The 11,358-nt window shown below is 69.1% G+C and carries 13 protein-coding genes; 1 reads left to right on the forward strand and 12 read right to left on the reverse strand.

Translation table 11 applies throughout. The features are described 5' to 3' along the window. Nucleotides 1–3 precede the first annotated feature (3 nt). Together AB0K14_RS17190 and AB0K14_RS17195 are read right to left on the reverse strand one after the other, a co-directional pair. Nucleotides 4–435 carry a DUF2550 domain-containing protein gene (locus AB0K14_RS17190; protein ID WP_360446790.1) on the reverse strand — a complete coding sequence of 144 codons (432 nt, stop codon included), beginning with the start codon at nucleotides 433–435 and terminating at the stop codon, nucleotides 4–6. 22 nt (nucleotides 436–457) lie between these two features. Then, a complete protein-coding gene (locus AB0K14_RS17195) occupies nucleotides 458–823 on the reverse strand; it encodes a F0F1 ATP synthase subunit epsilon (protein WP_360446788.1) in 366 nt (121 codons plus the stop codon). Between the two features lie 240 nt (nucleotides 824–1,063). On the opposite strand from AB0K14_RS17195, the gene AB0K14_RS17200 reads away from it, so the two are divergent. Further along, nucleotides 1,064–1,825 carry an IclR family transcriptional regulator gene (locus tag AB0K14_RS17200; protein WP_360446786.1) on the forward strand — a complete coding sequence of 254 codons (762 nt, stop codon included), beginning with the start codon at nucleotides 1,064–1,066 and terminating at the stop codon, nucleotides 1,823–1,825. Nucleotides 1,826–1,877: 52 nt separating this feature from the next. On the opposite strand, the gene atpD is transcribed toward AB0K14_RS17200, so the two are convergent. From atpD to AB0K14_RS17250, 10 genes are all read right to left on the reverse strand, one after another. Further along, nucleotides 1,878–3,314 (reverse strand): F0F1 ATP synthase subunit beta, encoded by a 1,437-nt coding sequence (atpD, locus tag AB0K14_RS17205; RefSeq protein WP_360446784.1) that lies wholly within the window; start codon nucleotides 3,312–3,314, stop codon nucleotides 1,878–1,880. Further along, the gene (locus AB0K14_RS17210; protein WP_360446782.1) at nucleotides 3,307–4,242 is read right to left on the reverse strand and encodes a F0F1 ATP synthase subunit gamma; all 936 of its coding nucleotides are present in this window, start codon (nucleotides 4,240–4,242) and stop codon (nucleotides 3,307–3,309) included. Before AB0K14_RS17210 ends, atpD begins: the two co-directional genes overlap by 8 nt. Before the next feature lie 7 nt (nucleotides 4,243–4,249). Further along, the gene (atpA, locus tag AB0K14_RS17215; protein WP_360446780.1) at nucleotides 4,250–5,899 is read right to left on the reverse strand and encodes a F0F1 ATP synthase subunit alpha; all 1,650 of its coding nucleotides are present in this window, start codon (nucleotides 5,897–5,899) and stop codon (nucleotides 4,250–4,252) included. Between the two features lie 60 nt (nucleotides 5,900–5,959). Then, the gene (locus AB0K14_RS17220) at nucleotides 5,960–6,796 is read right to left on the reverse strand and encodes a F0F1 ATP synthase subunit delta (protein ID WP_360446778.1); all 837 of its coding nucleotides are present in this window, start codon (nucleotides 6,794–6,796) and stop codon (nucleotides 5,960–5,962) included. Between the two features lie 10 nt (nucleotides 6,797–6,806). Next, nucleotides 6,807–7,355 (reverse strand): F0F1 ATP synthase subunit B, encoded by a 549-nt coding sequence (locus tag AB0K14_RS17225; protein ID WP_360446776.1) that lies wholly within the window; start codon nucleotides 7,353–7,355, stop codon nucleotides 6,807–6,809. 31 nt (nucleotides 7,356–7,386) lie between these two features. After that, nucleotides 7,387–7,641: an ATP F0F1 synthase subunit C gene (locus AB0K14_RS17230; protein ID WP_123745749.1), complete on the reverse strand. Its 255-nt coding sequence runs from the start codon at nucleotides 7,639–7,641 to the stop codon at nucleotides 7,387–7,389. Nucleotides 7,642–7,702: 61 nt separating this feature from the next. Then, nucleotides 7,703–8,482, reverse strand: a complete 780-nt coding sequence (atpB, locus tag AB0K14_RS17235; RefSeq protein ID WP_360446774.1) for a F0F1 ATP synthase subunit A — start codon at nucleotides 8,480–8,482, stop codon at nucleotides 7,703–7,705. A gap of 152 nt (nucleotides 8,483–8,634) precedes the next feature. Continuing rightward, entirely contained in the window at nucleotides 8,635–9,084 is a 450-nt protein-coding gene (locus tag AB0K14_RS17240; RefSeq protein ID WP_360446772.1) for a hypothetical protein, read from the reverse strand. A 67-nt stretch (nucleotides 9,085–9,151) separates the two neighbouring features. Beyond that, complete coding sequence (locus AB0K14_RS17245; protein WP_360446770.1) at nucleotides 9,152–10,312, reverse strand: MraY family glycosyltransferase; 1,161 nt, start codon at nucleotides 10,310–10,312, stop codon at nucleotides 9,152–9,154. Between the two features lie 71 nt (nucleotides 10,313–10,383). Further along, on the reverse strand, nucleotides 10,384–11,034 hold the full coding sequence (locus tag AB0K14_RS17250; RefSeq protein ID WP_360446768.1) for an L-threonylcarbamoyladenylate synthase: 651 nt from the start codon (nucleotides 11,032–11,034) through the stop codon (nucleotides 10,384–10,386). Nucleotides 11,035–11,358 lie beyond the last annotated feature (324 nt).

Genomic DNA, 11,358 nt, shown 5'->3' on the forward strand with positions numbered 1-11,358 from the left:
GCGCTAGGAGGCCCAGGGAATGGATCGGCCCGGAGGCGCTGACTCCAACCAGGACAGGAATCCGGTCAGCGCGTCCGGGCCCATCGCGATCTCGACCTCGCCCTTGTTGCCGCGGCAACGGAGCACCACCGCGCCCGCGGGCATGGCGTACGCCTCCGGTGCGGTGGGCTCGCGGCGGTCGTCGATCTCGAAACCCTCGCGGGAGATGACCATGTCCGGGCCGGAGCTCAGGCTCAGCACGCGGAACCAGGTGAACTCGTCACCCCGGTAGTGCCCCACGCCCAGGTGCCAGCCCCGGCCGGAGTCCTCCAGCCTGGCCCTCAGCGCGACGTGCACACCGCCCGCGCGCAGCAGCCGGACGCGGCGCCACGTGAGGTACGCGAGGACGACCACCGCGCAGAACAGGACCACCCCGACCAGTTCGGCGATCCCCACGGCGTTCGTCCGCTCGTCCGCGTCAGGCCGAGTGACCCGCGGCGCGCAGCCGCGCGATGGCCCGGACCCGCTGCACGTCGTCCGAGTCCTGCGCGTCGGCGCGGGCCCGTTCGACGTCGATCTCGTTCGAGAGCTCCGCGTCCTCGGCGAGGATGCTCACGCCCTCACCGGTCACGGAGAGGAACCCGCCGTGCACGGCCGCCGTCACCAGCTCGTTGTCCGTGGTGCGGATCCGGACCACGCCGCCCTCGACCAACTGCCCGAGCACGGGCTCGTGACCGGGCAGGATGCCGATCTCGCCTTCGAGGGTCTGCGCGACCACCGAGGTGGCCGTGCCGGACCACAGGCGGCGTTCCACCGCGACCAACTGGACGGTCATCTCGGCCACGCGCATCTCCCTGAGTCGACTGGAGTCCACCGCAGTCTAAACGGTGACCGGAACGGACCGCCGCACCAGCCACCCCCAGACGCGCCGACCGCGTGCCGGCACCCGCCCCGACGGCCGTCACCACGACCCCGCCCGGCACGCCGGGGTGGTCCTGGTCACCACCGGCCGGGCGGTGGTGTTTCCGATGAGCGGAAGACCGCACCTGTCGGGGGACCGGCCGGCGTTGGGAGACTGGACCCCGTGCCACCACCGAAGTCCCTGCTGGAACGCGCGTTCTCACTGCTGTCCGTGTTCACCGTGGACCGGTCCGCGGTGACGCTGTCCGAGCTGAGCCGCCACTCCGGGCTGCCGCTGAGCACGACCCACCGGCTGGTGGCGTCCCTGGTCGACCTGCGCGCCCTGGACCGCACCCCCGACGGCCGCTACCGCGTGGGCCTGAGGCTGCTGGAGCTGGGCGCGCTGTCGCCGGGCAGCCTGGACCTGCGGGACCGCGCGCTGCCGTTCCTGGAGGACCTCTACGAGGTGACGCGGCACAACGTGCAGCTGGCCGTGCGCGACGGCACGGAGGTCGTGTACGTGGAGCGGATCTCTGCACGGGACGCGGTCAACGTGGTCACCCGCGTCGGCAGCCGGATGCCGCTGCACTGCACGGGGGTCGGCCTGGTGCTGCTGGCCGCCGCGCCCGTCGCGGTGCAGGAGGCCGTGCTGGCCGCGCCGCTCAAGCGGTTCACGCCGAAGACCATCGCCACGTCGCAGGAGCTGCGCGAGACCCTGGCCAGGGTGCGCCGCGACGGCTACGCGATCAGCGACCGCCAGATCGAGATGATCACGTACTCGGTCGCCGCGCCGGTGCGCGGGCAGAACGGCGACGTCGTGGCCGCGGTGTCCGTCGTGGTGCCCACGGGCACGGCGCACAAAGGAATCGGCACGGACACCATCGTGCCCGCCGTGCGCACGTGCGGGCTGGCCATCTCCCGCGCCCTGGGGTGGGTGTCCCACTGAAAGCCCGAAGGGCCGTCCCCCCGCGGAGGACGGCCCTTCGGCAAAGCCCGACCTACTTGCCGGCGAGCTTCTTGGCGTTGGCCTCGACGTCGTCCAACCCGCCGCAGGAGAAGAACGCCTGCTCCGGGTAGTGGTCGAACTCGCCCTTGCAGACGCGGTCGAACGCCTCGATCGTGTCCTTGATCGACACGAACGAACCGGGCTGACCGGTGAACTTCTCGGCCACGATGAAGTTCTGGCCGAGGAAGCGCTCCAGGCGACGGGCGCGGCCGACGAGGACCTTGTCCTCCTCGGACAGCTCGTCCATGCCGAGGATCGCGATGATGTCCTGCAGCTCCTTGTACTTCTGCAGGATCCGCTTGACCTCCTGCGCCACCCGGTAGTGCTCCTCGCCGACGATCGACGGCTCCAGGATCCGGGACGACGAGGACAGCGGGTCCACCGCCGGGTAGATGCCCTTCTGGGAGATCGGACGGGAGAGCTCCGTCGTCGCGTCCAGGTGGGCGAACGTGGTGGCCGGCGCGGGGTCGGTGTAGTCGTCCGCGGGCACGTAGATGGCCTGCAGCGAGGTGATCGACTTGCCGCGCGTCGAGGTGATGCGCTCCTGGAGCTCACCCATCTCGTCCGCCAGCGTCGGCTGGTAACCCACGGCGGACGGCATGCGGCCCAGCAGGGTCGACACCTCCGAGCCCGCCTGGGTGAAGCGGAAGATGTTGTCGATGAACAGCAGCACGTCCTGGCCCTGCACGTCGCGGAAGTACTCCGCCATCGTCAGCGCGGACAGCGCGACGCGCATGCGCGTGCCGGGCGGCTCGTCCATCTGGCCGAACACCAGGGCGGTGTCGTTGAGCACGCCCATCTCCTCCATCTCGAGGAGGAGGTCGGTGCCCTCACGGGTGCGCTCGCCGACGCCGGCGAACACCGACGTGCCGGAGAACTCGCGGGCGATACGGGTGATCATCTCCTGGATGAGCACCGTCTTGCCCACGCCCGCGCCGCCGAACAGGCCGATCTTGCCACCCTTGACGTACGGGGTCAGCAGGTCGATGACCTTGATGCCCGTTTCCAGGATCTCGGTCTTGCCCTCCAGCTGGTCGAACGACGGCGCCTTGCGGTGGATGCCCCACTGCTCGCCGTCGCGGCCGAGGCCGGGCTCGTCCAGGCAGTCGCCCAGCGCGTTGAAAACGTGGCCCTTGACGACGTCGCCGACGGGCACGCTGATCGCCTTGCCGGTGTCGGTCACCGCCGCGCCGCGGACCAGGCCGTCGGTCGGCTGCATGGAGATCGTGCGGACCAGGTTGTCACCCAGGTGCTGGGCGACCTCCAGGGTCAGCGTCTTGGCGACCGCCTCGAACGTGATCTCCACGTGCAGCGCGTTGAACAGCTCCGGCACCGCGCCACGCGGGAACTCCACGTCGACGACGGCACCGATCACCCGGACCACACGGCCGGTGCGGGTGGTGGTGGCAGTAGCACTCATGTCACTCATCACTTCCTGCGCCCCCGGTTAGCGCGGAGGCGCCACCGACGATCTCGCTGATCTCCTGGGTGATCTGGGCCTGGCGGGCCGCGTTCGCCTGACGGCTCAGGTTGCGGACCAGCTCGGTGGCGTTGTCCGTCGCCGCCTTCATCGCGGTCCGCCGTGCCGCCGACTCCGAGGCCGCCGCGTCCAGCAGCGCCGAGAAGAGCCGGGTCTTGACGTACTTGGGCAGCAACGCGCCCAGCAGCGTCTCCGCGCTCGGTTCGAACGAGTACACCGACTGCAGCTTCTGCGCTTCCGGCTCGAAGTCGACGACCATCGGCGCGATCCGCTTGGCGACCGGCGTCTGGCTCAGCATCGACTTGAACTCGGTGTAGACCACGTGCAGCTCGTCCACGCCGAGCACGCCGTCCGGGCCGGGCGGGTTGTCACCGTCGTCGCTGCCCGCGACGAACGCCTCGACCAGCGCGTCACCGGCCTCGACGGCGTTGACGTAGTGCGGCAGCTGCGAGAAGCCGGTCCACTCGCCCGCGATCGCGCGCCTGCGGAACTTGTAGTAGCCGACGCCCTTGCGGCCGACGACGTAGAGCACGGGCTCCTTGCCCTCGGACCGCAGCAGCGAGAACAGCTCTTCCGCGGCACGCAGCACGTTGGCGTTGTAGCCACCGCACATGCCCTTGTCACTGGTCACGACCAGGACGCCGGCACGGCGCGGGTTCTTGCGCTCGGTCAGCAGCGGGTGGTCGAGGTTCGCCGACGCCGTCGCCAGCTCGGAGAGCACCGAGGTGATCTCCTCCGCGTAGGGACGGGACGCCGCGACCCTCGTCTGGGCCTTGGCCAGCCGGGACGTGGCGATGAGCTCGTACGCCTTGGTGATCTTCTTGGTCGAGTTGACCGAGCGGATCCGCTGGCGCAGCTCTCGGATCTGTGCCGCCATGCCTACGTCACTTCTCGGTCGGAGCGGGCCGGTTGACCTTCACCGACTCCTGCCCGACCTTGTCGGCGGCCATCGCGTCGGCAGGCGCCTCGTTGACCGCGGTGGTCGCGCCGCCGGATGCGGTGAACTGCTGCTTGAACGCGGTGACGGCGTCCACGATGCCCCGCTCCGTGTCGTCCGAGAGCTTCTTGGACTCGCGGATGTCGGACAGGATCACCTCGTGGCTGCGCCGCACGTGGTCCAGGAACTCCGACTCGAAGCGGCGGACGTCGCCCACCGCGATGTCGTCGTAGTGGCCCTTCGTGCCGAGGTAGATCGAGACGACCTGCTCCTCGACCGGGACCGGCGAGTACTGGCCCTGCTTGAGCAGCTCGACCAGGCGGGCGCCGCGGTCCAGCTGCGCGCGGGAGGCCGCGTCGAGGTCCGAGGCGAAGGCGGAGAACGCCTCCAGCTCGCGGAACTGCGACAGGTCCAGGCGCAGCGAGCCGGAGACCGTCTTCATCGCCTTGGTCTGCGCGGCGCCACCGACGCGGGACACCGAGATGCCCACGTTGACGGCCGGGCGCACACCGGCGTTGAACAGGTCGGACTCCAGGAAGCACTGGCCGTCGGTGATCGAGATGACGTTGGTCGGGATGTACGCCGACACGTCGTTGGCCTTGGTCTCGATGATCGGCAGGCCGGTCATCGAGCCGCCGCCCATGTCGTCCGACAGCTTCGCGCAGCGCTCCAGCAGGCGCGAGTGCAAGTAGAAGACGTCGCCGGGGTAGGCCTCGCGGCCCGGCGGGCGACGCAGCAGCAGCGAGATGGCGCGGTACGCCTCCGCCTGCTTGGTCAGGTCGTCGAAGATGATCAGGACGTGCTTGCCCTGGTACATCCAGTGCTGGCCGATGGCCGAGCCGGTGTAGGGCGCGAGCCACTTGAAGCCGGCCGAGTCGGACGCGGGGGCGGCGACGATGGTGGTGTACTCCAGCGCGCCCGCCTCCTCCAGCGCGGTCTTGACGCCCGCGATGGTGGAGCCCTTCTGGCCGATGGCCACGTACACGCAGCGGACCTGCTGCTGCGGGTCGCCCGAGTCCCAGGCCTTCTTCTGGTTGATGATCGTGTCGATGCAGACCGCGGTCTTGCCGGTCTTGCGGTCGCCGATGATCAGCTGGCGCTGGCCGCGGCCGATCGGGGTCATCGAGTCGATGGCCTTGATGCCGGTCTGCATCGGCTCGCTCACCGGCTGCCGCTGCAGCACGGACGCGGCCTGCAGCTCCAGGGCGCGGTTGTCGTCGGCCACGACGTCGCCGAGGCCGTCGATCGGCTGGCCGAGCGGGTTCACCACGCGGCCGAGGAAGCCGTCGCCGACCGGCACGGAGAGCACCTGGCCGGTCCGCTTGACCTCCTGGCCCTCTTCGATCTTGTCGAAGTCACCGAGGATGACCGCGCCGATCGTGCGGACCTCCAGGCTCAGGGCCACGCCGAGCACGCCGCCGGGGAACTCCAGCAGCTCGTTGGTCATGGTGCCGGGCAGACCCTCGACGATGGCGATGCCGTCGTAGGTCTCCGCGACGACGCCGACCTCTTCCCGGCTGACTTCCGGGGAGTAGGCCGAGACGTACTTCTCGATCGCACTGCGGATCTCGTCCGACGAGATCGTCAGCTCCGCCATGTCGTTCCTGCTCTCACTTCGTTCTGGGAAAGGGGCTTGTGGGCCGCGGTTCCGGTTCGGTCAGCCGGCGAGGTCGCGGCGCAGTGACGCCAGCCGACCGGCCACGCTTCCGTCGATGACCTCGTCGCCGATCTTGATCAGCAGACCGCCGCGCAGCGTGGGGTCGACCTCGACGTGCAACGCGATCGGCCTGGAGTAGATCCGGGTGAGCGTGGCTTCGAGGCGGTCCTGCTGCGCCGCGTCGAGCTCGACGGCGGAACGGACGTAGGCGACGGAACGTTCCCGGCGCTTGGCCGCGAGCGACGCGAGGTCGCCCAGGCCGTTGACGATCCCCTGGCCGCGGGGCTCGCGCACGAGCTGGTCCACCAGGGTCTTGGTGGTCTCGTCGACCTTGCCCGCCACGAGGCCGTCGACCAGCGCGACCTTGCCGGCGGGTTCCGCCGCCGGGTCGGACAGCGCCAGCTCCAGCTCGTGGTTGCCCGCGATGATGCGACCGAGGCGGAACAGCTCGTCCTCGACGGAGTCGAGCTTGCCGTCCCGCTCCGCCCGCACCAGCAGCGTCGTGCGGGCCAGCGACTCGATGCCGTCGACCAGCTCGCGCGGGCTGGACCAGCGTGCGGTGACGACCGTGCCCAGCACCTGCAGGGTCGCGTCCGCGACCTTGCCGTCGAGCAGGCCGCGCAGCAGCTGTTCCCGGGACGCGGGGTCCGAGGAGTTGTCGGCCAGCGCGCGGCGCAGCGAGGGCTGCGCCGACATCAGGCCGACGACCGCGAACAGCTCGCTGCCCAGCTTCGCCAGCGACTCGCTGGCGGTGGGCCCGGTCGTGCCGTCGACGACCTCGAGCAGCCGCAGTTCAGCGGCGGCCAGGGCGTCACGGCTGGCGGCGTGCAGCGTCATCGGCGTTCCCTCACTTGGCGGCCGGAGCCGACGTGCCGTCGAGCTCGGAGAGGAACCGGTCGACGGTGCCCCGACGGCGCACCTCGTCCTCCAGCGACTCGCCGACGACCCGGTCCGCCAGGTCGATGGCCAGCCGGCCCAACTCGCCACGCAGCTCGGCGACGATCTGCGCGCGCTGCGTCTCGAGCTGGGTCTGCCCCTGCGCGACGATCCGCGCGGACTCCTCCTGCGCCTTGGTGCGCAGCTCGCTGATGATCTGCTCGCCTTCGATGCGGGCGTCGTCACGGATGCGGGCCGCCTCGGCCCGGGCCTCGGCGAGCTGCGCCTTGTACTGTTCGAGCGCCTGCTGGGCCTGGGCCTGCGCCTGCTCGGCCTTCTCGATCCCGCCCTCGATCTTGGCGGCACGTTCCGCGTACAACGTCTCGAAGCGCGGCGACACGAACTTCTTGATGACGAAGAACAGCAGCAGGAACGAGATCAGGCCGAGGATGATCTCCGACGTGTGCGGCAGGACGGGGTTGATGACCTCGCCCTCCGCCGCCAAGATGAGGGTATTCATCACAAACCTCTCTGATGCGATGAACCGGTACTCAGGCCGCGGTCGCGAGGAAGTACACGACGAAGCCGAGCAGTGCGAGCACCTCGACGATGGCGAACGTGGTCCAGGCCAGGCTCAGCAGCACGCCGCGAGCCTCGGGCTGACGGGCGGTGCCGTTGATGACCGAGGAGAAGATCAGACCCACGCCGATGCCGGGGCCGATGGCCGCGAGGCCGTAGCCGATGGCAGCGAGACCCTGGTTCAGGTTGACGTTCGCGGCTTCCTGAGCAAGAACGATAGCGCTCACTTGTGCTGTTCCCTTTCCAACTCGGTCCGCGAACGCTCGCGGATCGGAGGCTTGTGATTTCTCAGTGCTCTTCGGCCAGCGCCGCGCCGATGTAGTTGGCGGACAGCAGCGCGAAGATGTAGGCCTGAAGAACCATGATCAGCGCTTCCAGGAACGTCAACGCGATGGCGAAGGCGAACGCGATGGGCGCGACCACGACGGTGATGCCGCCGGCGAAGAGCAGGTACTCACCGGCCAGGGTGAACACCAGCAAGAGCAGGTGACCCGCGAACATGGCCGCGAAAACTCGGATCGCGAGCGTGAGCGGGTTCAGGAAGAACTTCTGGAAGAACTCGATCGGAATCAGCAGGATGAGCACGAACCACGGCGCGCCGGGCGGCATGGTCTGGTGCTTCAGATAACCGAGGAATCCGTGGCGCTTGAATCCGACGAAGTGGTACACGGGGTAGATCACGAGCACCGAGACGGCCAACGGGAAACCGATGTGCGACATCGTCGGGAACTGCACGAACGGGATGAGCCCGAACAGGTTGTTCACCAGGATGAAGGTGAAGACCGTGAGGATCAGCGGGACGAACGGCTTGAAGTCCTTGCCGCCGATCTGCTCGCGCGCGATCGTGTTGCGACCGACGTCGTAGAGCGACTCGGCAGCGAACTGGAACTTGCCGGGAACGAGCTTCAGGTTGCGGGTCGCCGCGATGAAGAACGCACCGATGATCAAGATCGAGAGCACCAGAAGCACCATGGGCTTGGTGACATCGCCGAAGATCGGTGGGAGGAAGAAGTCCTTCACGCCGGGTGCGACGAACTCATCACCCGCAGCCAGCACCATCGTGGTCACTGTGTTCCTTCCGGTTCTCCCGGCCGGCGTTCACTCCGCCGGGGGAATCGTCACGATCGGGACTTAACGTACCTTACGGACCGCAAGCGCCCGCGAGAGGCACCCCACCTACCTGGGTGTCCCGTCTTGCGCGCACCGTACCAGCCGGTAGATCAGGTGTTGCCAGGGGTGGGGATGACGATCTGACTGCGACTGCGCTTGGAGGCGCGCACCTCCATGGCGGTGGCGACCAGGATCGTCGCGGCCATGGTCAACGCCAGGGCATTGGTGTGCAGGACCGGGAACTGGCGCAGCAGCAGCATCACCGCGAACAGCAGGATCAGCTTGCCCATGAACCCGGCGAACGCCGCCACCATGATCACCTGGAGCGGCATCGCGGCGGTGCGGTGCATGAGCAGCAGCGTCGCGGCCGACGACAGGCACGCGATGGCGCCGCCGATCAGCGCGGCGACCAGGCCGGGGACACCGGCCAGCACGGTCCAGAGGATCGCGCCCGCGACCACGGTCCCGAGTGCCGCCCACAGGGCGCTGCGGTACATCTCACCTGCGAGTCGTCGCACGACGGCCTCGTGCGTCCACTCCGTCGAGTTCTGAGAGCTCATGTCACCTCTTCCCACCCATCGGAACCGAGTGTAAAGAGCCCTTGGTACTCGCCCCACCATCGGGGGGTCAGGTGCGGCGCACTTCACGAAGTCTGGGTATCGCGGAGACCAACAACGCGAGAACGAGCCCGATGCCCAGGCACCAGACCACCACCACCACGTCGAACAGGGTCAACGCCACCGCGCCGAACGCCAGCACACCCGCCCACAAGTAGATCAACAGCACCGCGCGGCGCTGCGAGTGGCCGATCTCCAGCAGCCGGTGGTGCAGGTGCATCTTGTCCGCCGAGAACGGGCTCTCACCCCGCCGCGTCCGCCGCACCACCGCCATCAGCAGGTCCAGCAGCGGCACGAACAGCACCGCCGCGACCACCACCAACGGCGACAGCAGGCCCAGCACGTCGGTGGCGCGCACCGACTCGTAGTTGATCTTCCCCGACGCCGAGATCGTCGCCGCGGCCAGCATCAGCCCGATCAACATCGACCCGGAGTCACCCATGAAGATCCGCGCCGGGTTGAAGTTGTGCGGCAGGAACCCCAGGCACGCACCCGCCAACGTGGCCGCGATCAGGGCGGGAGGGTAGGCACCCACGTCACCGCCGTTGTTCGCCAGCAATCCGATCGAGAACACGCACGTCGCGGTCGCCGCGATCAGCCCGATGCCCGCCGCCAGCCCGTCCAGCCCGTCCACGAAGTTCATCGCGTTGACCATGGTCACGGCCAGCAGCACGCTCAGGATCGCACCCTGGTTCTGGTCCAGCGACAGCAGCGACCCGGTGCCCTCGCCGTCGTCGCCCCAGGGCACCCAGAACAGCAGCCACTGCAACCCGAACAGCACCAGGATGCCCGCCGCCGTCACCTGGCCGGCGAGTTTCGTCAGGGAGTCCAGCTCGAACCGGTCGTCCAGCACACCCACCAGGACGATCACGCCACCACCCACGATGACCGCGTACGGGTCGTAGGAGAAGTCGAACGCCGAGCGCAGCACCGGCAGCTGGTGCGCCAGCAACATGCCGCCCAGCACGCCGCCGTACATGGCCAGCCCGCCCATCCTCGGCATCGGCTGGACGTGCACGTCGCGCTGGCGCGGGTAGGCGACCGCGCCGATCCGGAACGCCAGCACGCGCACGAGCCCGACGAGCAGGAACGTCACGATCGCGGCGGTCAGGGCGACGAGCAGGTACTCCCGGACGGGGAGGACGTTGGACACGGCAGGCAACTGGCCCACAGCAGGCTAGCCCCTCGGCAATGGGGTATCGGGCGATGGAACCACCACGCTACTCCGAACGGGAAGATCCACTAGCGGGCGACCTCGACTTCGACACCCAGCGCCTTGGACACCTCGGCCACCGCCACCGCGCCCTCCCGCAGGACCACGGGCTCCGGCCCGGTCAGGTCGACGATGGTGGACGCGACGTTCTCCGCCGCCGGGCCGCCGTCCAGGTAGACGCCGACTTCCTCCCCGAGCTGGTCCCAAGCCTCCTGGGCCGTGCCCGCGGGCGGGAAGCCCGACTTGTTCGCGCTCGACACGGCCATCGGACCGACATCCCGCAACAACTCCAGCGCGACGGGGTGCAACGGCATCCGCAACATCACCGTGCCACGCGTGTGACCGAGGTCCCACGCCAACGACGGCGCGTGCGGCAGCACCAGCGACAACCCACCAGGCCAGAACGCCTCGATCAACGCACGCGCCTGCCGGGGAACCCCGAGGACCAGCCCGTCGATGGTCGTCCAGGACCCGACCAGGACCGGCACCGGCATGTCCGGCCCACGGCCCTTCGCCTCCAGCAGCGCGCGGACCGCGGACGCATCGAACGCATCGCACCCGATGCCGTACACCGTGTCCGTGGGAAGCACCACGAGACGCCCGGAGCGCACCGCGCCCGCAGCAGCAGCGAGACCCGCCGCCCGGTCAGCCTGGACGCTGCAATCGTAGACCGTGCTCACCCTGCTGATCCAAGCACAGCACGCCCCAGCCCAACCTCCGAGGTCCACCGCCAACCGCAACGGACCCGCCCCAACCCCAACGTCCCCACCCACCACCACCGAGGCCTCCCCACCCCCAGGGCCCCGGCGCACTCCTGACCACGGCCTCCCCACCCACAGGGACCCCGACGGACCCGGCACACCCCCACCGAGGCCCGATTTGACATGGGTTCGGGTGCCATAGGCTGGTCGAAGCCGGGCAGGCTTGGCGGGCGCTTTATCCGCCAGGCCTGCCCGGCTTTGGCCTGCCTGGGGTGCCCGTAAGGGCCCCATGTCAAATCGAGC

The sequence above is a fragment of the Actinosynnema sp. NPDC050801 genome (assembly GCF_040673975.1).
Taxonomy (GTDB): Bacteria; Actinomycetota; Actinomycetes; order Mycobacteriales; family Pseudonocardiaceae; genus Actinosynnema.